A 20,360-nucleotide genomic window follows, 5' to 3' on the forward strand; every position below is an offset into this window, starting at 1 on the left:
TGAGCGGGCGTTTGCAGTCGAGTCGTTTTCTATGAAGCAAAGAGTGCTGATTGCCGTGCTGTTTCTGGCGGCCTATCTGGTTTTCCTGCTGGCCAAGCTGCCGGCGTCTCTGGTGGTGCGCTACCTGCCGCTGCCGCCCCTGGTACAGCTGGAAGGGGTGAGCGGCACCCTCTGGAGCGGCCAGGTTGCCCGCCTGCAATACGCCAGCGAGTCGCTGACCCAGCTGCGCTGGGAGCTCAACGGCTGGTCGCTGCTGCGTTTTGCCCCTGAGGTATCCCTGCGCTTTGGCGAGCGCAGCGGCCTCAACGGGCAGGGGGTGGTGGGCTGGAGCGGCGCCGCCTTTGGCCGCGACATTACCCTCAACGTGCCGGCCCCCTGGCTGCTGGCGCGGGTGCCGATGCAACTGCCCGTGCCGGTGACGGTGGCCGGCCAGCTGCAGCTCAAGCTCGATCAGGTTGCCCAGGGCAACCCCTGGTGCGACAACCTCTACGGCAACCTCTACTGGTACGGGGCCGATGCCGATACCCCGGCCGGCAAGCTGGTGCTGGGGGACCCCGAGATCAAGTTGACCTGCATCGACTCCCGGCTGGTGGCCGAGCTCAAGCAGGGCTCGGAGGCGGTGCAGGTGCAGGGCAAGCTGGAGCTGCAGGCCAATCGCCAGTACCTGTTCCAGGGCACCCTGAAACCCGGGCCCGAACTGCCGGAGCAGATGAAGCAGGGGCTGCCCTTCCTCGGCCAGCCCGATGGTCAGGGGCGCTTCCCGCTGCGCTACCAGGGCCGCATCTGACGACCTTGCTGTCTGATCTGGCAAACATTGACACCACCCCGCCCCGGCGGGGTGGTGTCGTTATGGGGAGGTGCCGGCCGGCGCGGTGATGAGGTGATTGAGGAAGAAGCTGAACAGCTCGGCCCGCGAGCGCAGGTGCAACTTGGCGTAGAGGTGCTTGCGATGATTCTTCACCGTGCCGCTGCCGATGCCGAGCTCCGCGGCAATCGCCTCGGTGTCGAGCCCCTGCAACAGCAATCCTGCCACCTGACGCTCGCGGCGGGTGAGGCTTGCGCCCCCCACGCTGGCGATGGCCCGCTCCACCGTCGCCTTGAGATCGGCACCACCTGGCAGCGCCGGGCTCTGGGCCAGCAGGGCGGCCTCCTCCCGCCAGTGCTGGCGGCACAGCGAATGGACCAGCGGAAACAGCTCCTCCAGCCGGGCCAGCTCGTCACGGCTGAGGGAGCTGCGCTTGTCGAGCCGGCCCAGAAACAGCATCAGGGTGAGGCCGCCGCGCACCGGCAGGATCAGCCCCACCTCCTCCTGCCAGCCGGTGGCCTGATAGAAGTGGTGGCGATACTCGGGGTCGAGTCGCCCCTGCGATACCTGCGCCAGGGTCCAGACCCCGGCCCCCAGACCCTGCTCCAGCGCCTGCATAAAGGGATCCTGGCTGAAGTGGCGGGTGAGGTAGCGATCGAACAGCAGGGCCCGCTGATGGTGCAGGTTGTCGTAGAGGTAGACGGGGCGCTGCCCCACCCCGAGCAGCAGGGCACAGTCGAACGCCACCTGCTGCTGGATCAGGCGCACCAGCGCCGCCGGAAAGGCGCTGCCGTGCAGGGCATCGACCACCTCGGTCATGCTGCGGGTCAGGGTATCTGTGGCGAGGGGCTGGATCATGGGCGCTGGTTCCTGGCAATGGCTTCCGGGTGGCGGGCAGGCTTCCCGCGATGGTCGTGCGATGGTCACTCGATAGCCGGATGCTAGCACGAGAGTGGCAAAACTGTCCCCTGGGGGACATATTCGGCGCGCGCCGGAGCGGCGAGGATGTGGGCTTTTCCCCCTGCTGTTGGAGCACCCATGATCAACCCCCACCTGCTTGATGAGCTGACCCGACGCGGCCTGGTGGCCCTGAATTCCGACCCGGTGGCGCTGGCCGACCATCTTGCCACCCCGCGCACCGTCTACTGCGGGTTCGACCCCACCGCCGGCAGCCTGCACATCGGCCATCTGGTACCGCTGCTGATGCTGCGCCGCTTCCAGCTGGCGGGTCACACCCCGGTGGCGCTGGTGGGCGGTGCCACCGGCCTTATCGGCGATCCCAGCTTCAAGGCGACCGAGCGCAACCTCAACAGCGCCGAGACGGTGCAGGGCTGGGTGGCCAGCCTGTCGGCCCAGATAAAAGCGCTGCTGCCGGCCAGCGAAGGGCTGGCGGCGCCGCTGCTGGTCAACAACGCCGACTGGATGGGGCAGATGTCCGCCCTCGATTTTCTGCGCGACATCGGCAAGCACTTCTCGGTCAACGCCATGCTGGCCCGCGAATCGGTACGCCAGCGGCTGGCCCGCCCGGATCAGGGTATCTCCTTCACCGAGTTCTCCTACGCCTTGCTGCAATCCCAGGACTTCGCGGTGCTCAACCAGCGGCTCGGCTGCACCCTGCAAATCGGCGGCAACGACCAGTGGGGCAACATCACCAGCGGCATGGATCTCACCCGCCGCCTCCATCAGGCCCAGGTCTATGGCATGACGCTGCCGCTCATCACCAAGGCGGACGGCACCAAGTTCGGCAAGACCGAAGGGGGCGCAATCTGGCTCGATCCGGTGCTCACCTCGCCCTACGCCTTCTACCAGTTCTGGCTCGGCACCGCGGACGAGGATGTCTACCGCTTCCTGCGCTACTACAGCTTCATGGCGCTGACCGAGATTGAGGCGCTGGAGGCGGAGGATGCGAAGCGGCAAGGGCGCAAGCTGGCGCAGCAGGTGCTGGCCGACGAGCTGACCGAGCTGGTGCACGGCAAGGGGGCGCTGGCGGCAGCGCGGCGCATCAGCGAGCTGTTGTTCAGTGGCGAGGTGGCGCGCCTTGGCGAGAGCGATCTGGCCCAGCTGGCGCAGGATGGCATGCCGGGCTGGCGTATCGAGGGAGAAACAGATCTGGTGACCCTGCTGGTGGAGAGCGGTCTGGCGACTTCGAAGCGCATCGCTCGCGAGCTGCTGGCGGCAGGTGCCATCAGCCTCAACGGCGAGATCCGCCGGGATGAGCCACTGACGGCGGCCGACCGGCTGTTCGGCCGCTACCTGCTGCTGCGCCGGGGCAAGAAGCAGTACCGGCTGGTGACGTGGCAGGGGTGAGCGACCCGGGATCGACAAGGGCTGCCTGGGCAGCCCTTTTGTTTATCCGTTAGTTCGGTGAGTTCTGCTCCCCTGCATCTCGGCTTACACGGCCAGCGGCAGCAACTCGGCGTAGTCGCGGATAGCCGGGAAGGCGGTGATGCGCTGCTCGGGCTGCCGGCTGTCCGGATTCTGGATGGCGAGCTGATAGCCGATGCCGTAATCGGCGGCGGCGCGCAGGATCCGCTCGCTGTCATCCACGAACAGGGTGCGGGCCGGGTCGAACTCCAGCCGCTCGGCTAGTGCCTGCCAGCAGTGCTGGCTCTCCTTCGACCAGCCCAGCTCGTGGGTGCTCACCATCAGATCGAGGTGGCCGGCCAGCCCCAACTGGGCATCCTTCACCGACAGGCTGGCGGGGTGGGCATTGGTGAAGAGCACCAGCTGCTTGCCCGCGGCTCGCAGGGCTGCCAGGAAGGGGATGACGTGGGGCCGCCACTGGATCTTGGCCAGGATCTCCTGCTTGAGGGCACGGATGTCGAGCCCCAGCGTCTCGCTCCAGTAATCCACGCAGTACCAGTCGAGGGTGCCGCTGACGGCCTGGTAGTGCGCCTCGATTTGCACTCTGGCCTCGGCCAGCGGCAGGCCGAGTCGCTCGGCATAGCGCTCGGGTACCAGCTGCTGCCAGAGGTGGTTGTCAAAATGGAGATCGATCAGGGTGCCATCCATATCGAGCAGGACAGTGTCTATCTGGTGCCAGGGCAGTGGGGTCGGCATGGGGCCTCGGTGGTCGGGTCGAAACGGGCGGGCATTATAACGGATTTTTCCCGCCGCTTTCCCACCCTTGCCCCGTGGTGTTCGAGAGGGGAGTCGTTTACTCTTGAAACACGATTTTTTAACGAGCAGCCAGCCCCGATGAGTGACCTCCACCAACGCAAACCCGTCCACCTCAGCGTCGACACCATGGCGCACGACAAGAGCAAGCCGGAGATCCTCAAGGCCGAGATCGTGGCCGAGAGCCGGCTGTTCAAGGTGGAGTCGCTCCATCTCAAGTTTTCCAACGGCGAGGAGCGGGTCTACGAGCGGATGCGCGGTGGCAACCGGGGCGCCGTCATGGTGGTGCCGCTGTTCGATGCCCACACCCTGCTGCTGGTGCGCGAGTACGCGGCGGGCACCCACTCCTACGAGCTGGGCTTCCCCAAGGGGCTGATCGACCCGGGTGAAGATGCCTTCGAGGCGGGCAACCGGGAGTTGATGGAGGAGGCGGGTTTTGGCGCCAACAGCCTGACCCTGCTCAAGCAGGTGTCGCTGGCGCCGGGCTACTTCTCCAGCCGGATGGACATCTTGCTGGCGCGGGATCTCTTCCCCGAGCAGCGGGTGGGGGACGAGCCCGAGCCCCTCGAGGTGATCCCCTGGCCGCTGAACCGGATCGACGAATTGCTGGCACGACCCGACTTCACCGAGTCGCGCAGCATCAGTGCGCTGCTGCTGGCCCAACGCTGGCTGGCGGAGCAGGCAGAGTAGCCCGCAGGGGCAGTTTGAATACAGAGGATAACAAGATGCAGGAGTTGTTGGCCTGGGTGCCGGGGGTCAAGGAGATCGCGCGCGAAGCGGGCAGGATCCTTCACGAAATCTATCACGGCGGTCAGTTCGAGCGTCAGCTGAAGGAGGATGCGACCCCGGTCACCAGTGCCGATCTTGCTGCCGATGCCTACCTCAAACAGGCGCTGTCGGCGCTCACTCCCCATGTTCCCGTGCTGACCGAAGAGGCGGCCGACATCCCCTTCAGCCAGCGCGCCAACTGGCGTCAGTACTGGCTGGTGGATCCCCTCGACGGCACCGGCGAGTTCATCGCCGGCAGCGGTGACTTCGCCACCCTGATCGCCCTGGTGCAGGACAATGTGCCGGTGCTCGGCGTCATCTACGCTCCCGAGTCGAACGTGCTCTACTGGGCGGTGCGCGGTCATGGCGCCTTCAAGGAGGCGAACGGCGAGGTGCACCCCATCAGCGCCATGCACCACGAGCACGATCAGCCCGATTCGCTGGTGGTGGCCATCAGCCGCCGCCAGAAGCTGGAGAACCTGACCCGCCGCCTCAACCCGGCCATCAACTACGAGCTGATCCCGCTTGGCTCCAGCTCGCTCAAGTCCTGTCTGGTGGCGGAAGGGGCGGCCGACTGCTACGTGCGGCTCGGCCCCACCGGCGAGTGGGACACCGCCGCCGCCCAGTGCATCGTCGAGGCGGCCGGTGGCCGCATCCTCAGCCTGGCGCTGCAGCCGCTGCGCTACAACGAGACGGAGTCGCTGGAGAACCCGGACTTCATCGTGATGGGGGATCCGGATCTCGCCTGGGGCAGCATTCTGGCGCACTGAGCGGGTGAACAGGTCATCATTGACGGCAATCAGGCGGCCCCATGGCCGCCTGATTGCTTGGTGTGATCCGCTGGTTTCATCGGGAATGAACAGAAATATCCGCTGGCAAAGCGCGGGAATGACAGTGAATCATCACAAGAGAGGGCGGCGGAATGGCACGATTTTTCAGGTAATTCTGCAAACGATCATTTGGCCAAAATAAAAAATTGACCAAGAGTGAGAATTTGGTTTTAAATTTCGCAAATTTAACAAAATTCAGTTTTACTCATTTATGTGATCCCGATTCCATTCCCAATCTCACTGGCTGAAGCCCGTAATGGTAGTGATATGTTTCAGGGTGGACTTTTGAGAATTAAATCCCGATAAACCACAATGAACTCAGATTAAAACACTGACAAAAAGTGAATTAGTAATGAGTTTATCTGTAGACGTCACCAAGGAGCTGTCCGGTTCCTGCTCCACCACCGTCAGCGCCACCCCCTGGCGCCGCCACGACACCCACTGGGTCATCAGCCTGTTTGGCACCGCCGTCGGCGCCGGTATCCTGTTCCTGCCCATCAACCTGGGTCTGGGCGGGATCTGGCCCCTCATCATCGTCTCCGTGCTGGCCGGCCCCATGACCTTCCTGGCTCACCGCGGGCTGGCGCGCTTCGTGCTTTCTTCTTCGCGCCCCCACGCCGACTTCACCGAGGTGGCCCAGGAGCACTTCGGCAAGATGGCCGGCCGCCTCATCTCGGCGCTCTACTTCCTCTCCATCTTCCCGATCCTGCTCATCTACGGGGTCGGGCTGACCAACACGGTGGAGAGCTTCATGATCAATCAGCTCGGCATGGATGCCCCGAACCGGGTGATGCTCTCCGGCCTGCTGGTGTTCGCCATGATCGCCGTGATGCTGGCCGGCGAGAAGGCGATGCTGCGCGCCTTCGCCGTCATGGTCTATCCGCTGGCGGCCATCCTGGCGGCGCTCTCCTGCTACCTGATCCCCCAGTGGCAGTGGCCGCAGCTGGGTAGCCTGGAGGGCGGCAGCTTCCTCAATACCGTCTGGCTGGCGCTGCCGGTCACCGTGTTCGCCTTCAGCCACGCCGCCGCGATCTCGGGCTTTGCCAACGTGCAGCGCCGGGAGTACGGCGAGCAGGCGGAAGCGAAGAGCAGCCTGATCCTGCGCAACACCACCGTCATGCTGGTGGGCTTCGTGCTGTTCTTCGTCTTCTCCTGCGTGCTGAGCCTCTCTCCGGCCCAGCTGGCCGAGGCCAAGGCCCAGAACGTCTCGGTGCTCTCCTATCTCGCCAACATCACCGACAATCCGGTGATCGTGACCCTGGGGCCGCTCATCGCCTTCATCGCCATCAGCTCCTCCTTCCTCGGCCACTTCCTCGGGGCCCGCGAGAGCCTGAAAAGCCTGATCGCCAAGCCCACCGGCCTGTCGCTGGCCAAGGCAGACCGGCTCGGCATCGCCCTGATGTTCTTCTCCATCTGGGGCGCCGCCATCATCAACCCTGGGATCCTGGGGCTGATGGAGACCCTCTCCGGGCCAGTGATCGCCATGATCCTGTTCATCATGCCGGTGGTGGCCATCTACAAGGTGGAGGCGCTGGCCCGCTTCCGCCACCGCTGGGCCAACGGCTTCATCCTGCTGACCGGCGCGCTGGCTGTGTCGGCGCTGATCTTCAGCCTGCTGAAGTAACGGCGAGCAACCAGCCGCAAAAAAGAGAGGCGACCCCAGGGTCGCCTCTCTTGTATCGATCAGGTGGTGGCTTCAGCCGAGCTTGGCACCGTTCTCCACCGCCTGCTCGGGGATGGCGATCACTACGGCGCCGTCCGGCCGGTAGAAACCGGTCAGCAGAAACTCCGACTGGATCGGGCCTATCTGCTTGGGGGGGAAGTTCACCACGGCGACGATCTGGCGGCCTACCAGCTCCTGCGGTTGGTAGAGGTCGGTGATCTGGGCGCTGCTCTTGCGCACCCCGAGCTCGGGGCCGAAATCCGCCCACACCTTGTAGGCCGGGCGGCGCGCCTCGGGGAAGGGCTCGACCCGCACCAGGGTGCCCACCCTGAGCTCCACCATCTCGAAATCCTGCCAGCTTATGGTCTGCATCTTGGCTCCTCGTTGCCCATACCTTGCATGAGCCTCAGCATGCCTCGAAACCACCTGCGCCGTCTTCGGCAAACGGCCGCCCGGTTACGGCAAGCGGCCGTTTTGTTGGCGCCAGCGGGAAGGGGTCAGTCCGGTTTCGGCCAGGAAGCGCTCGCCGAAGGCCCCCTGATTCTGGTAACCGCAGCGGCTTGCCACGTCGCCGACGGGCAGGGCGGTGTGGGCGAGCAGGGTACGCGCCAGCGCCATGCGCCGCGCCCGGATGTAGTGGGAGACGCTCATCCCCACCTGCTGCTGGAAGGCGTGCTTGAACTGGCTCTGGCCGAGGCAGGCGATGGCGGCCAGCCGTTCGTTGCTGAGGGGCTCGGCGAGATGTGCCTCGATATGACGCTGCACCTTGCCGATGCGCGGGGCGAGGCGGGCACGGCCGCGCGAGCCTGCCTGCTGCACCTCTGCCAGCAGACCCAGCCACACCTGCTCCATGCCGGCCACGTGGCGCCCCTCGGCCACCATGCGGTGCAGGAAGGCAAGATAGTGGCGCTGGGCCTCATCCAGCTCGATGAAGGGGCGCTCGCCCAGTTCGCCGGGCAGCCAGTGGCTCTCCTGCACCAGAAACGAGAGCGCCGGATCGGCGGCGTAGTCGTGCCGCTCACCGGGGGCGATGATGCAGGCAAAGCCGGGTGCGAGCCGCCGCCCCTGGCCCTGCACCTCGATCTCGATGGGACCGTCGAGGGGGATCACCAGCTGGGCATGGTCGTGGCTGTGGCTGCAGACGTCGCTCTGGTAGCGACGCAGGCTGAAAGGGGCGGATAGCGATGACGCGGCCTGGGGCCGCGTCATCGAAGGGGGTTTGCTGTTTGGCATCTGCTGCAGGATTACTCGGCGTCGAAATCTTCGATCTCTTTGCCCAGCGCTTCCATGATGGCACGCGCCTCGGCAGGGACGCTGTCCGGATGATCCTTGCGCAGATCTTCGTCGCAGGGCAGCGGCTGACCGGTGAAGGCGTGCAGGAAGGCTTCGCAGAGCAGCTCGCTGTTGGTCGCATGACGCAGGTTGTTCACCTGACGGCGGGTGCGTTCATCGGTCAACACCTTCAGCACCTTGAGCGGGATCGAGACGGTAATCTTCTTGACCTGTTCGCTCTTCTTACCGTGTTCCGCGTAGGGGCTGACGTAGTCGCCGTTCCACTCTGTACCCATGATCCACCTGTTCTCATTTAGCCGTGAGCGCGGATTTTAACCCTTAAGGAATTTAATGGCAATCCAACAGCAAAGCCATTTAGACGTCTGGAAGTGTTGACGGCCTTTTTAAGCTGGCGTAGTGTGGTTCACCATGAGCCTGCAATGGCGGGATGGCGCGTGGCAGAAACAGCATGCCAGCGTGTGAAGAGACATCAAGGAGAGTGACATGACCCACAAGGCCACCCAGGCGGTACTTTGTATCGGAAGATCGAGACAGAACGATCGCACAGTCACGGCGCCAAGGAGAGCATCATGAGTCATAAAGCCACACTGGCAGTGCGCACCGGGATTGAGACTGACCAGCAACACGGTGCCGTGGTGCCGCCCATCTACCTCTCCAGCAACTACACCTTTGCCGACTTTGGCGAGCCCCGTCAATACGATTATGCCCGCTCCGGCAACCCGACCCGCACCAATCTGGCGGACGCGCTGGCGGCGCTGGAAGGGGGGGCCGGCGCCGTGGTGACCGGCACCGGCATGGGGGCCGTTCATCTGGTCACCACAGCACTGCTCAAGGCGGGGGATCTGCTGATCGCCCCCCACGACTGCTACGGCGGCACCTGGCGCCTGTTCGAGTACCTGGCGGCCAAGGGCCACTACCGGGTGCAGTTCGTCGATCAGGGGGATGCGGCGGCACTGGCCGCCGCGCTGGCCCAGCAGCCGGCGCTGGTGTGGGTGGAGACCCCCTCCAACCCGCTGCTGCGGGTGGTGGACATCGCCGCCATCGCCGAGGCGTCCCACGCGGCGGGCGCCAAGGTGGCGGTGGACAACACCTTCCTCTCGCCACTGCTGCAACAGCCGCTGGCGCTGGGGGCCGATCTGGTGGTGCACTCCACCACCAAGTACATCAACGGCCACTCCGACGTGGTGGGCGGAGTGGCGATCGCGAAGGAACCTGAGCTGGCCGACTCCCTGGTGTGGTGGGCCAACTGTCTGGGGCTCACCTCCGGGGCGTTCGACTCCTACCTCACCCTGCGCGGTCTACGCACCCTGGCCCCCAGGTTGCGCGCCCATCAGGATAACACCGACCGCATCCTCGCCTTCCTGCAGCAGCAACCGCTGGTCAAACGCATCTATCACCCCAGCCTGCCGAGCCATCCGGGCCACGATATTGCGCGCCGTCAACAGTCCGGCTTCGGCGCCATGCTAAGTTTTGAGCTCGATTGCAATGAGGCGGGCATTCGCGTCTTCCTGGCGGCCCTCACCCTCTTCTCGGTGGCCGAATCCCTTGGCGGGGTGGAGAGTCTGGTGGCCCATCCGGCCAGCATGACCCACAGGGCCATGACCCCGGCCGCCCAGCAGGCGGCAGGCATCAGCAGCCAGCTGCTGCGCCTGTCGGTCGGTATCGAACACGGTGAGGATCTGGTGGCCGATCTGGCCGCGGCGTTTGCACAGGCACAGCAGGTGGCGAAGTAATGGAACAGCAGCAACAAGGAGAGATCGCGGTGGCAACAGAAGCAGGCTTGAAGCGACGTCACGTCCACAAATTCGGTGGCAGCAGTCTGGCGGATCCGGTCTGTTATCGCCGGGTCGCCAGCATTCTCGAACAACAAGCCGAGCAGCAGGGGGGCGGGCGAGAACTGGTAGTGGTCTCCGCCGCCGGCAAGACCACCAACCGGCTGATCCAGCTGGTGGAGCTGGCCGAAGCCGGGGATGAAGCCGCCGGCGAGGCCATCTCGGCCCTGCAGGCCTATCAGCAGAGCCTGATCGACGGCCTGCTGGAAGGGGAGCTTCACCTCGCGCTGAGCCAGCAGCTGGCCGACGACATGCAGCTGATCGCCAAGACCCTAGAGGGGCAGTTTGACCGCTTCGAACGCAACGGCCTGCTCGCCTTTGGCGAGGTGTGGTCGGCGCGCCTGCTGGCGGCCCTGCTCACCAGTCGCGGCGACAAGGCTATCTGGCTCGATGCCCGCAGCTTCCTGCGCGCCGAGGATGGCGCCCTGGTCAAGGTGGATACCGCGCTGTCCAGCGAACTGCTCAAGGCGCGGCTGGCGGAACACGCCGGCCGCATCGTGGTGACCGGCTTTATCGCCGCCGACATGGAGGGACGCTCCCTGCTGCTCGGTCGCAACGGCTCCGACTACAGCGCCAGCCTGTTGGCCCTGCTGGCGGACGGTGAATCCACCACCATCTGGAGCGACGTGGCCGGGGTCTACAGCGCCGACCCGAGGCGGGTCAAGGAGGCGCGTCTGCTGGAGCGCCTGAGCCTCGCCGAAGCGAACGAGCTGGCCCGCCTCGGCTCCTCGGTGCTGCACTCGCGCACCCTGCAGCCGGTGGCCGACAGCCGCCAGCGCCTCACCCTGCGCTGCAGCTACAACCCGGACGAGGGCTGCACCCACATCCTGCGCCGTGCCCCGCGCTCCGGCGGCGCCCGCATCGTCTCCTCGGTGGATCAGATCGCCCTCATCGAGCTCAAGGTGCTGCCGCAGACCCATTATGAGCAGACAGTGGCGGCCATCGAAGCCCATCTGGCCCGCCATCGGCTCAACCCGCTCACCCTGCAGCGCCAGCCGGATCGCCGGATCCTGCGCCTCGCCTATACCCTCGAGGTGGCACAGGGGGCGTTCGAGCTGCTGCGCGACTTCCAGCTGCAGGGCAGCTTCACCGGTCTCATCCAGCGCGAAGGCTACAGCCTAGTGGCGCTGGTGGGGGCCGGCGTCACCGACAACGCCGAGCAGTGCCACCGCTTCTACCAGCTGCTGGCGGATCAGCCGCTGGAGTTCGTGCAGGTGGCCAAAGATGGCCTGAGTCTGGTGGCTGTGCTGCGCCAGGTGGTGCTGGAGCCGCTGCTGATCGCCCTGCACAGCGCCCTGTTCAGCCGCCCGAACCGGGTCGGGCTGGTGGTGTTCGGCAAGGGCAACATCGGCGGTCACTGGCTCAACCTCTATGCCCGCGAGAAGGCACGGCTCGAGCATGAACTGAACCTGGCGCTCACCCTCTACGGGGTGTTCAGCTCGGAAGGGGGGCTGATGGATGAAGAGGGGCTGGATCCGCTCAAGGTGCAGGACAACTTCAATCCCAAGCCGCTGATCTGGCCCGAGCTGCTGCCCCAGCTGGAGCAGCACGGCTTCGATACCCTGATTGCGCTGGACATGACTGCCAGCGAGACGGTGAGCCGCTACTACCCGGACTTTGCCCAGCTCGGCATTCACATCATCGCCGCCAACAAGTTTGCCGGCGCCGCCGACAGCGAATTCTACCAGCGCATCAAGCAGACCTGCCGCGACCATCAGGTGCAGTGGCGCTATAACGCCACCGTGGGCGCCGGGCTGCCGATCCAGTCCAGCATCCAGATGCTGCGCCAGAGCGGCGACCGCATTCAGGGGGTCTCCGGCATCTTCTCCGGCACCCTCTCCTGGCTGTTCCAGCAGTATGACGGTACTCGCCCCTTCTCCGAGCTGGTGGACGAGGCGTGGCAACATGGCCTGACCGAGCCGGATCCCCGCGAGGATCTCTCCGGCCAGGATGTGCGCCGCAAGCTGCTGATCCTGGCGCGGGAAGCGGGGTTCGAGCTCGACTCCGCCGACATCGAGCTGGAGAACCTGGTGCCTGTCTCCCTGCGCAAGGTGAGCACGGATCAGTTCATGGACAGGCTCAAGGAGCTGGATGACCCGATCCAGACCGCCTTCGAGGGGGCGCGCCGGGTCGGCAAGGTGCTGCGTTACGTCGCTCGCTTCGAGCATGACGGCAAGGCGCGGGTCGGGCTGGAGGCGCTGGAGCCCCACCACCCGTTCGCCAACCTGCTGCCGTGCGACAATATCTTCGCCATCGAGAGCGACAGCTATCGCACCAACCCGCTGGTCATCCAGGGGCCGGGCGCCGGCCGGGAAGTGACGGCCGCCGCCATCCAGTACGACCTCTGGCAGATCTGTGCCAGCCTGTAACAGCGGACAAGCCATTCAGCAAAAGAGGCGCCAGTGGCGCCTCTTTTTATTGCTGGTCAGTCGTTTTGCGAGAGGATGTCTCTTAAGTGACGAGCTGAAGTAAACACGAGGGGCAAAGGGGAGCAACAAGTGCAGCGCAGGCAATCACATGGCAGGCCACTGGCCGTTTGAGGCGATGCAGTCCTGACGAAACCTCTCCCATGGGGCGGGATCCTCAACCCCATTCAGGTTCAACCCCATGTTGATCAACATGCCCTGAAAGATGCGCAGCTGACGGAGCAGCTGGAATTGCGCCTGTTCCCGAGAGAGGTTGGTCGCCAGCAGCTGAGTCATAGCATCATCGACGGCGGCACCATACTCCTGACGAAAATCTTCCAGTGTTGCCTCCATGGTCAAGTCCCTGAGCTTTTTGAGGGTGGCCGGCGGCATGGAAGAATAGGTTTTGGCTTTGGTTATCAGCCCATCACAGACCGCGATGGTATCGGCGCTATTGGCACTCGCCGTGAAAGAAGCGAAGAGAACCAGCAGACAGAGCAGGCGCATGGACAGGTGTCCTCCGTTGAAGATGAGGCGATTATGCGGCAATCAAATACCTGCGAAAAGGGCGCCAATCTGGCGCCCTGTTTATTTTTGCGTTGCAGCCTGTCAGCCATCAACCCGTGTTGCGCATACCGGCGGCAATACCGGCGATGGTGACCATCAGCGCCTGATCCAGCTCGGGATGCAGGGTCTCCGGGTGGTTGCGCGAGCGGCCCAGCAGCTCGACCTGCAGCACGTTGAGCGGGTCTGTGTAGGGGTTGCGCAGCTTGATAGACTCCTTGATCCAGGGCTGGTCGTCGAGCAAGTCGCCTTGCGGGCGCAGCTCCAGCACCACCTGGATGGAGTCGGCAAGCTCCTGACGCAGCTGTTTGCCGAGGCCCCACAGCTCCTTGGGCACCAGCCGGGTGTCGTAGTACTCGGCCAGCCAGACGTCAGCCTTGAGGAACACCATCTCCAGCATCTCGAGGCGGGTGCGGAAGAAGGGCCACTGGCGGCTCATCTCTTCCAGCACGCCCTTCTGACCGTCGGCGATGGCTTGCTGCAGCCCCTTGTGGGCACCGAGCCAGGCCGGCAGCATCAGCCGGTTCTGGGTCCAGGCAAAGATCCAGGGGATGGCGCGCAGGCTCTCGACGCCGCCGTTGGGCTTGCGCTTGGAGGGGCGCGAGCCGAGCGGCAGCTTGCCGAGCTCCATCTCCGGGGTGGCGGCACGGAAGTAGGGCACGAAGTCCGGATGACCGCGCACGATACTGCGGTAGTGATCGCAGGAGACAGACGCCAGCTGCTCCATCACGGCGCGCCAGCACTCCTTGGGCTTGGGCGGCGGCAGCAGGTTCCCCTCCAGCACGGCGCTGGTGTAGAGGTTGAGGCTCTGGATGGCCACCTTGGGCAGGCCGAATTTGAAGCGGATCATCTCGCCCTGTTCGGTCACCCGCAGGCCACCGCGCAGGGATCCCGGCGGTTGCGACAGGATGGCCTGATGGGCAGGGGCGCCACCACGGCCGACGGTGCCACCACGGCCATGGAACAGGGTGAGGCGCAGGTCGTTGGCCTCGGCCAGTGCCACCAGGGATTCCATGGCGGCGTACTGGGCCCAGCCGGCGGCCATCATGCCCGCGTCCTTGGCGGAGTCGGAGTAGCCGATCATCACGTACTGACGGCCCTGGATGTAGCCGCGATACCAGTCCACCGACAGCAGGCGTTCCATCACGGCGGTGCCCGCCATCAGGTCTTCCTGGGTCTCGAACAGCGGGGCGACCGGCATGCGGAACTTGCAGCCGGCCTCTTTCAGCAACAGCTGCACCGCCAGCACGTCGGACGGTGCGCCGGCCATGGAGATGATGTAGATGCCGAACGCATCGGGATCGTGCTGGGCGATGACCTTGCAGGTATCCAGGGTCTCGCGGGTCTCGTCGCTCGGCTCCCAGTCGGTCGGGATGAGTGGGCGGCGGGAGTTGAGTTCGTTGAGCAGGAAGGCTTGCTTGTCGTCCTCGCTCCACTCGGCGTAGTCACCCATGCCGAGATAGCGGGTCAGCTCGGAGAAGACCTGGCCGTGGCGCTCGCCATCCTGGCGGATGTCCAGCTTGACCAGATGGATGCCGAAGCAGGCCAGCTTGCGCAGCACGTCCAGCAGCATGCCGTCGGCGATGTTGCCCATGCCGCAGGCGTGCAGGGAGTGGTAGCAGAGCTCCAGCGGCTCGCGCAGCTGGGCGGTGGTCTTGACCAGATCCCGGCTCTCGCTCGCCTGGCCCTGCACCTTGGCGGTGAGGAACTCCTGGGTCTCGCGCAGCTGTTCGCGCAGCTCGCGTACCAGGGCGCGGTAAGGCTCGGGGTGATCGCCGACCCGCTCGCGCACGGCGTCGGTGCAGTCGGACATGGAGAGCTCGGAGGTGAGCTCCTTGATGTCCTTGTAGAACAGGCTCACCGCCATCCAGCGGCCCAGCTCCAGCACCTCGGCGGTCACCTTGGCGGTGACGAAGGGGTTGCCGTCGCGGTCACCGCCCATCCAGGAGGTGAACTTGACCGGCGCGGCATCCAGCGGCAGCCGCACACCCAGGTGGTGTTGCAGCCGCTCGTCCAGATTGCGCATGAATTCGGGGATGGCCGGCCACAGGCTGTTTTCCACCACGGCGAAGCCCCATTTGGCCTCGTCCACCGGGGTCGGGCGCTGTTCGCGGATCTCGTTGGTGTGCCAGGCCTGGTTGACCAGCTGTTCGATGCGATTGAGGATCTTGTCCCGCTCGCGGGGCAGCAGATCGGAGAGTTCCAGCGCCTCGAGGCAGTCGTTGAGCTGTACGTGCTTGTGGATCAGGGTGCGACGGGTCACCTCGGTGGGGTGGGCGGTCAGCACCAGATCGATGTCCAGCTCGCGCACGGCCTGGATGATGGCTTCCTGCGACAGGTTGGAGGCTTTCAGCTTGTCGAACATCTGCTCCAGCGGATCCGGGGTGCAGACCTGCTCTTCGCAGCGACGGGAGATGGTGTGGAACTGTTCGGCCACGTTGGCCAGGTTGAGAAACTGGCTGAAGGCGCGGGCCACCGGCAGCAGCTCGTCATCGCTCAGGTTGCGCAGGGTATCGAGCAGACGTTTCCGGTCTGTCTCATTGCCTTTGCGGGAGGATTTGGCCAGCTGGCGAATGGTTTCGATCTTGTCGAGGAAGGCCTGTCCCTGATGATCCTTGATGGACTTGCCCAGCAGTTGACCCAGCATGCCTACGTTGGCGCGTAGTGCGGCGTACTTTTCGTTCATTCCACATCCTTATCTTGTTGGTGCCTGACACCCATCCGGGGTGAGAGACGACCTCACTTATTGTTGTGCGATTACAACATATGCTCCGTCATCTTAGGGTGACAATCTACCCAGATTGTCTGCGCAAGGTCAAATAACAGGCCGATTCAGAACATGTATTTCCATCACCTGTCCCGAGGTGCGATGTCATGTAACTTACTTACATTCCCGTCAATTCAGAGACAGAAACGGCGGATCAGGTGCTGCAATACGCTGGTGGTCGGTTTGACGAACGACAGATCCAGATATTCGTCCGGCTGGTGGGCCTGGGCGATGTGGCCGGGGCCCAGCACTATGGTTTCACAACCGAGTTGCTGGATGAAGGGGGCCTCGGTGCAATAGTTCACGGATTCGGCGGCCCGGCCGCTCGCCCGCTCGGCCTCGCGCACCAGTTCGGAGTCATCGGCGCAGGCGTAGGCGGGGATCGGCTCGTGCAGGTGCTGCAGGTGCAGGCAGCCAGGCTGGTGGATCTCGATGGGGGAGAGCGCCTCTTTGAGCATGTCCATCAGCTCGTCGGGGCCCACCTGCGGGGTGGGGCGCATGTCGATGTGCAGTTCGCAGCAGCCGCAGATGCGGTTCGGGCTGTCGCCCCCCTGGATGTAGCCGAGGTTCAGGGTCGGCTGCGGCACGGCGAATCTGTGGTCGGCGTACTTCTCCTTCAGGCTGTGCTGCAGCTTGAGCACCTGGCCCATGGCCTGGTGCATGATCTCCAGCGCGTTGACGCCGTTGGCGGGATCCGAGCTGTGACCGCTCTTGCCGGTAATGCGGATGGCTTCCGACATGTGCCCCTTGTGGGCCACCACAGGCACCAGCCCGGTCGGCTCGCCGATCACCGCATAGTCGGGTTTCAGCTCAGCCGCAGCGGCGATGGCGCGGGCCCCCGCCATGGTGGTCTCTTCATCGGCGGTGGCCAGGATGCGCAGCGGCTTGCTGAGGGTTTTGAGGTCGATCTCCTTGAGCGCCTCGACGATAAAGGCGAAGAAGCCCTTCATGTCGATGGTACCGAGGCCATAGAGGCGGTTGCCCTCTTCGGTCACCTTGAAGGGATCCTTGCGCCAGGCGCCCTCGTCGAACGGCACAGTATCGGTGTGACCCGCCAGCAGCAGCCCCCCTTCGCCCTGACCTATCGTTGCCACCAGATTGAACTTGCCCGGCAGATCGGGCAGGGCGGTCACCTCGCACTGAAAACCGAGCTGACCGAACCAGTCGGCCAGCAGCCGGATCACCGCCTCATTGCTCTGATCCCAGCGGGGATCCGTGCTGCTGATGGACGGAATCGCAATAATATTCTTGTAGAGTGAAAAAAAATCCAGATTGGCCACCTGCTCCTCCTTGCTTCCCCGGAATGTTTCTGTTAGAAAATACAAATGCAAAGTGAGTGCATGAATATTCTGTAAGTTTGCCTGAATACGTGGCTCATCGACAAGGCTTCTAGTTGTAAGGGAAAGTTAATGTTCTGTCACCTGATCTATAACCGACGACACACACCCGCCTGAATTGCCCCTCCGCACTTGTGCATGGGGCATCGAACCCCCTTGTGCACCGCAGCACCATGCTGTGAATCTCGAACTCTGACTTGGAATACTCAACATGCTTAACACCGTTATCGTCGGTGCCAGTGGCTACGCGGGAGCCGAACTGGCCGCCCTGGTCCAGAACCATCCACAACTCAAGCTGTTCGGCCTCTATGTTTCCGCCGGCAGCCAGGACGCCCACAAGCGTTTCTCTGCTCTGCATCCCCAGTGGGTCGGCGCGCTGGATCAGCCGCTGCTGCCGCTGGACGAGGATGGCATGACCCGGATCCTGACCCAGGCCGATCTGGTGCTGCTGGCCACCGCCCACGAGGTGAGTGCCGAGCTGGCACCCAAGTTCCTCGCCAAGGGTCTGCCGGTGTTCGATCTCTCCGGTGCCTTCCGGGTCAGGGATCAGCAGTTCTACGCCTCCTATTACGGCTTCACCCACGAGAGCGAGCAGTGGCTGGATCAGGCCGCCTACGGTCTGGCCGAGTGGAATGCCGAAGCGGTCAAGGCGGCCCAGCTGATTGCGGTGCCGGGTTGCTACCCGACCGCCTCCTTGTGCGCCCTCAGGCCGCTGCAGCAGGCAGGACTGATTGCCAAGGGGTGGCAGCCCATCATCAACGCCGTCTCCGGGGTCTCCGGTGCCGGTCGCAAGGCGGCCATCAACACCAGCTTCTGCGAGGTGAGCCTCAACCCCTACGGCACCTTCAATCACAGGCACCAGCCGGAGATCAGCCACCACCTCGGCAAAGAGGTGCTGTTCCAGCCCCACCTTGGCAACTATGTGCGCGGCATCCTGGCCACCATCTATGTGCAGCTGGCGGACGGCGTGACGCCGACCCAGGTGGATCAGGCCTACCTCAAGGCCTACGAGGGCAAGCCGCTGGTGCGTCTGACCGGCCAGATGCCCTCCATCCGTGGCGTCGCCGGCACCCCGTACTGCGATCTCGCCTGGCAACAGCAGGGCAACATGCTGGTGGTGGTTTGTGCCATCGACAACCTGCTCAAGGGCGCCGCCTCCCAGGCCATGCAGTGCATAAATATCAAATTCGGATTTGAACCGGCCACCGGCCTGATTTAAGGACTCAAGGAAGGATCGCAACGATGGACAAGCAGACTCTGGTAATCAAGTTGGGCGGCGCACTGATCGAAAACGACGAGGCGCTGACCGCCCTGTTCGCCACCCTCAAAACCTTTCTGGACGAGCAGCACAGACCCCTGGTGCTGGTGCACGGCGGCGGCTGCCTGGTGGATGACCTGCTCAAGGGGCTGGGCCTCACCTCCACCAAGAAGAACGGTCTGCGGGTGACCCCGTTCGAGCAGATCCCCTTCATCGCCGGCGCGCTGGCCGGTACCGCCAACAAGATGATGATGGCCAAGGCCATCGCCACCGACATCCCGGCGGTGGGACTCTGTCTGGCGGACGGCGGTCTGTGCCAGGTGACCCAGCTCGACCCGGCACTCGGCGCCGTGGGTGACTGCCAGCCGGGCAACCCGGCGCTGGTGGCGGGGATCCTCGCTCAGGGCTTCTTGCCGGTGGTGAGCTCCATCGGCATCACGGCCCAGGGGCAGCTGATGAACGTCAACGCGGATCAGGCGGCCACCGCCATTGCCGAGGCGCTGGGCGCCGACCTGGTGATGCTCTCCGACGTGAGCGGCATCCTGGATGGCAAGGGCAAGCTGGTGCCTCAGCTCGACAAGGTGACCGCGCTGGATCTGATGGAGAAGGGGGTGATCAGCGACGGCATGGCGGTCAAGGTGAAAGCCGCCCTGCATGCCGCCGAGACCCTGGGCAAACCGGTCTGCGTCGCCAGCTGGCGCTACCCGGATCAGCTGCTCAAGCTGCTGGCTGGCGGCGCCGTCGGCACCCAGGTCACCCTCTGATCTCCACCGGAACAAGGAATATCCGATGCAACATCTTCTGAAAGACAGTGATTTAAGCAAGGCCCAGATTGAGGCGCTGATCGCCCTGGGCAAAGCGGTCAAGGCCGATCCGAAAAAGTACGGCCAGGCGCTGGCGGGCAAGAGCGTGGTCACCCTGTTCGAGAAACCCTCCCTGCGCACCCGGGTCACCTTCGACATCGGCATCGCCAAGCTGGGTGGCCACAGCGTCTATCTGGATCAGCAGAACGGCGCGCTCGGCAAGCGGGAATCGGTGAAGGATTTCGCCGCCAACCTGTCGCGCTGGTGTGATGCCATCGTCGCCCGGGTGTTCGATCACCAGACTCTGGTCGAGCTGGCCGAGCACGGCACAGTGCCGGTGGTGAACAGCCTGTGCAACCTCTACCACCCCTGCCAGGGGCTGGCGGACTTCATGACCATCAGCGAACACTACGCCGATCTGTCGAAGGTGAAGCTGGCCTATCTCGGCGATGGCAACAACGTCAGCCACTCTCTGCTGCTGCTGGGGGCGACCCTGGGTACCGACGTGACCCTGGTCTGCCCGAAAGGCCACGGCCCGGATACCCAGATCTTCCTGCAGGCCCAGGCGCTGGCGGCCCAGTCCGGTGCGACCATCCACATCAGCGACGACGTGGCGGCCATCGAAGGGTTTGACGTGGCCTACACGGACACCTGGGTCTCCATGGGTGACAACACGCCAATGGAGCAGGTAAAAGATATCTTTATGCCTTATCAGATCAACCAGGCCCTGCTCGACCGCACTGGCATCCAGCACGTGCTGCACTGCCAGCCGGCGCACCGGGAGCTGGAGATCACCTCTCAGGTCATGGACGGGCCTGGCTCCCTCATCATGGACGAGGCAGAAAACCGGATGCATATCCAGAACGCCGTACTGCTGACCCTGCTTGGGCACAAATAACGGCAACCGACCCCAAATAA

Annotated in this window: 18 protein-coding genes; 10 read left to right on the forward strand and 8 right to left on the reverse strand. The window is 64.3% G+C overall.

What is annotated here, in order from left to right:
- Nucleotides 1–31: 31 nt before the first annotated feature.
- Entirely contained in the window at nt 32–787 is a 756-nt protein-coding gene (exeN, locus tag R2E40_RS02860) for a GspN family type II secretion system protein ExeN (RefSeq protein ID WP_017408951.1), read from the forward strand.
- Nucleotides 788–847: 60 nt separating this feature from the next.
- On the opposite strand, the gene R2E40_RS02865 is transcribed toward exeN, so the two are convergent.
- On the reverse strand, nt 848–1,663 hold the full coding sequence (locus R2E40_RS02865) for a helix-turn-helix transcriptional regulator (protein WP_318164718.1): 816 nt from the start codon (nt 1,661–1,663) through the stop codon (nt 848–850).
- 180 nt (nt 1,664–1,843) lie between these two features.
- Between R2E40_RS02865 and tyrS the strand changes: the two genes are divergently transcribed.
- On the forward strand, nt 1,844–3,112 hold the full coding sequence (gene tyrS / locus R2E40_RS02870) for a tyrosine--tRNA ligase (protein WP_318164719.1): 1,269 nt from the start codon (nt 1,844–1,846) through the stop codon (nt 3,110–3,112).
- Nucleotides 3,113–3,196: 84 nt separating this feature from the next.
- On the opposite strand, the gene yrfG is transcribed toward tyrS, so the two are convergent.
- Entirely contained in the window at nt 3,197–3,865 is a 669-nt protein-coding gene (yrfG, locus tag R2E40_RS02875; RefSeq protein WP_318164720.1) for a GMP/IMP nucleotidase, read from the reverse strand.
- Nucleotides 3,866–4,003: 138 nt separating this feature from the next.
- Between yrfG and nudE the strand changes: the two genes are divergently transcribed.
- From nudE to R2E40_RS02890, 3 genes are all read left to right on the forward strand, one after another.
- Entirely contained in the window at nt 4,004–4,612 is a 609-nt protein-coding gene (nudE, locus tag R2E40_RS02880; protein WP_016349349.1) for an ADP compounds hydrolase NudE, read from the forward strand.
- 35 nt (nt 4,613–4,647) lie between these two features.
- Nucleotides 4,648–5,460, forward strand: coding sequence for a 3'(2'),5'-bisphosphate nucleotidase CysQ (gene cysQ / locus R2E40_RS02885; RefSeq protein ID WP_011704554.1), 813 nt, complete (start codon nt 4,648–4,650; stop codon nt 5,458–5,460).
- A gap of 412 nt (nt 5,461–5,872) precedes the next feature.
- On the forward strand, nt 5,873–7,144 hold the full coding sequence (locus tag R2E40_RS02890) for an aromatic amino acid transport family protein (RefSeq protein ID WP_017408955.1): 1,272 nt from the start codon (nt 5,873–5,875) through the stop codon (nt 7,142–7,144).
- Nucleotides 7,145–7,216: 72 nt separating this feature from the next.
- Here the strand turns inward: R2E40_RS02890 and R2E40_RS02895 are convergent, their stop codons facing one another.
- The 3 genes from R2E40_RS02895 to metJ form a co-directional block, all read right to left on the reverse strand.
- The gene (locus R2E40_RS02895) at nt 7,217–7,555 is read right to left on the reverse strand and encodes a tRNA-binding protein (protein ID WP_029301901.1); all 339 of its coding nucleotides are present in this window, start codon (nt 7,553–7,555) and stop codon (nt 7,217–7,219) included.
- Nucleotides 7,556–7,639: 84 nt separating this feature from the next.
- Nucleotides 7,640–8,392, reverse strand: coding sequence for an AraC family transcriptional regulator (locus R2E40_RS02900; RefSeq protein WP_318164721.1), 753 nt, complete (start codon nt 8,390–8,392; stop codon nt 7,640–7,642).
- Between the two features lie 35 nt (nt 8,393–8,427).
- Nucleotides 8,428–8,751: a met regulon transcriptional regulator MetJ gene (metJ, locus tag R2E40_RS02905; protein WP_005308521.1), complete on the reverse strand. Its 324-nt coding sequence runs from the start codon at nt 8,749–8,751 to the stop codon at nt 8,428–8,430.
- A gap of 294 nt (nt 8,752–9,045) precedes the next feature.
- Here metJ and metB point away from each other — a divergent pair, with 294 nt between their 5' ends.
- Entirely contained in the window at nt 9,046–10,209 is a 1,164-nt protein-coding gene (gene metB / locus R2E40_RS02910) for a cystathionine gamma-synthase (RefSeq protein ID WP_318164722.1), read from the forward strand.
- Nucleotides 10,209–12,677: a bifunctional aspartate kinase/homoserine dehydrogenase II gene (locus tag R2E40_RS02915; RefSeq protein ID WP_318164723.1), complete on the forward strand. Its 2,469-nt coding sequence runs from the start codon at nt 10,209–10,211 to the stop codon at nt 12,675–12,677. The genes metB and R2E40_RS02915 overlap by 1 nt, the downstream gene beginning before the upstream one ends.
- Nucleotides 12,678–12,821: 144 nt before the next feature.
- Here the strand turns inward: R2E40_RS02915 and R2E40_RS02920 are convergent, their stop codons facing one another.
- The 3 genes from R2E40_RS02920 to argE form a co-directional block, all read right to left on the reverse strand.
- On the reverse strand, nt 12,822–13,220 hold the full coding sequence (locus tag R2E40_RS02920; protein ID WP_318164724.1) for a hypothetical protein: 399 nt from the start codon (nt 13,218–13,220) through the stop codon (nt 12,822–12,824).
- 109 nt (nt 13,221–13,329) lie between these two features.
- Nucleotides 13,330–15,963 carry a phosphoenolpyruvate carboxylase gene (gene ppc, locus R2E40_RS02925; RefSeq protein WP_318164725.1) on the reverse strand — a complete coding sequence of 878 codons (2,634 nt, stop codon included), beginning with the start codon at nt 15,961–15,963 and terminating at the stop codon, nt 13,330–13,332.
- 215 nt (nt 15,964–16,178) lie between these two features.
- Nucleotides 16,179–17,324 (reverse strand): acetylornithine deacetylase, encoded by a 1,146-nt coding sequence (gene argE, locus R2E40_RS02930; RefSeq protein ID WP_318164726.1) that lies wholly within the window; start codon nt 17,322–17,324, stop codon nt 16,179–16,181.
- A 268-nt stretch (nt 17,325–17,592) separates the two neighbouring features.
- On the opposite strand from argE, the gene argC reads away from it, so the two are divergent.
- The 3 genes from argC to R2E40_RS02945 are packed head-to-tail and all read left to right on the forward strand — an operon-like array spanning nt 17,593 to nt 20,340.
- Nucleotides 17,593–18,600, forward strand: coding sequence for an N-acetyl-gamma-glutamyl-phosphate reductase (gene argC, locus R2E40_RS02935; RefSeq protein WP_318164727.1), 1,008 nt, complete (start codon nt 17,593–17,595; stop codon nt 18,598–18,600).
- A 23-nt stretch (nt 18,601–18,623) separates the two neighbouring features.
- A complete protein-coding gene (gene argB, locus R2E40_RS02940) occupies nt 18,624–19,403 on the forward strand; it encodes an acetylglutamate kinase (RefSeq protein ID WP_045790715.1) in 780 nt (259 codons plus the stop codon).
- 25 nt (nt 19,404–19,428) lie between these two features.
- On the forward strand, nt 19,429–20,340 hold the full coding sequence (locus tag R2E40_RS02945; RefSeq protein ID WP_024943614.1) for an ornithine carbamoyltransferase: 912 nt from the start codon (nt 19,429–19,431) through the stop codon (nt 20,338–20,340).
- The last annotated feature ends 20 nt before the right edge of the window (nt 20,341–20,360 follow it).

Source organism: Aeromonas sp. CD (genome assembly GCF_033349375.1).
GTDB classification, from domain to species: domain Bacteria; phylum Pseudomonadota; class Gammaproteobacteria; order Enterobacterales; family Aeromonadaceae; genus Aeromonas; species Aeromonas hydrophila.

What these genes read in the sequence shown, in the direction of transcription:
- exeN (WP_017408951.1), top strand. Translation starts at nt 32, where the DNA reads ATGAAGCAAAGAGTGCTGATTGCCGTGCTGTTTCTGGCGGCCTATCTG.
- R2E40_RS02865 (WP_318164718.1), bottom strand. Translation starts at nt 1,663, where the DNA reads ATGATCCAGCCCCTCGCCACAGATACCCTGACCCGCAGCATGACCGAG.
- tyrS (WP_318164719.1), top strand. Translation starts at nt 1,844, where the DNA reads ATGATCAACCCCCACCTGCTTGATGAGCTGACCCGACGCGGCCTGGTG.
- yrfG (WP_318164720.1), bottom strand. Translation starts at nt 3,865, where the DNA reads ATGCCGACCCCACTGCCCTGGCACCAGATAGACACTGTCCTGCTCGAT.
- nudE (WP_016349349.1), top strand. Translation starts at nt 4,004, where the DNA reads ATGAGTGACCTCCACCAACGCAAACCCGTCCACCTCAGCGTCGACACC.
- cysQ (WP_011704554.1), top strand. Translation starts at nt 4,648, where the DNA reads ATGCAGGAGTTGTTGGCCTGGGTGCCGGGGGTCAAGGAGATCGCGCGC.
- R2E40_RS02890 (WP_017408955.1), top strand. Translation starts at nt 5,873, where the DNA reads ATGAGTTTATCTGTAGACGTCACCAAGGAGCTGTCCGGTTCCTGCTCC.
- R2E40_RS02895 (WP_029301901.1), bottom strand. Translation starts at nt 7,555, where the DNA reads ATGCAGACCATAAGCTGGCAGGATTTCGAGATGGTGGAGCTCAGGGTG.
- R2E40_RS02900 (WP_318164721.1), bottom strand. Translation starts at nt 8,392, where the DNA reads ATGACGCGGCCCCAGGCCGCGTCATCGCTATCCGCCCCTTTCAGCCTG.
- metJ (WP_005308521.1), bottom strand. Translation starts at nt 8,751, where the DNA reads ATGGGTACAGAGTGGAACGGCGACTACGTCAGCCCCTACGCGGAACAC.
- metB (WP_318164722.1), top strand. Translation starts at nt 9,046, where the DNA reads ATGAGTCATAAAGCCACACTGGCAGTGCGCACCGGGATTGAGACTGAC.
- R2E40_RS02915 (WP_318164723.1), top strand. Translation starts at nt 10,209, where the DNA reads ATGGAACAGCAGCAACAAGGAGAGATCGCGGTGGCAACAGAAGCAGGC.
- R2E40_RS02920 (WP_318164724.1), bottom strand. Translation starts at nt 13,220, where the DNA reads ATGCGCCTGCTCTGTCTGCTGGTTCTCTTCGCTTCTTTCACGGCGAGT.
- ppc (WP_318164725.1), bottom strand. Translation starts at nt 15,963, where the DNA reads ATGAACGAAAAGTACGCCGCACTACGCGCCAACGTAGGCATGCTGGGT.
- argC (WP_318164727.1), top strand. Translation starts at nt 17,593, where the DNA reads ATGCTTAACACCGTTATCGTCGGTGCCAGTGGCTACGCGGGAGCCGAA.
- argB (WP_045790715.1), top strand. Translation starts at nt 18,624, where the DNA reads ATGGACAAGCAGACTCTGGTAATCAAGTTGGGCGGCGCACTGATCGAA.
- R2E40_RS02945 (WP_024943614.1), top strand. Translation starts at nt 19,429, where the DNA reads ATGCAACATCTTCTGAAAGACAGTGATTTAAGCAAGGCCCAGATTGAG.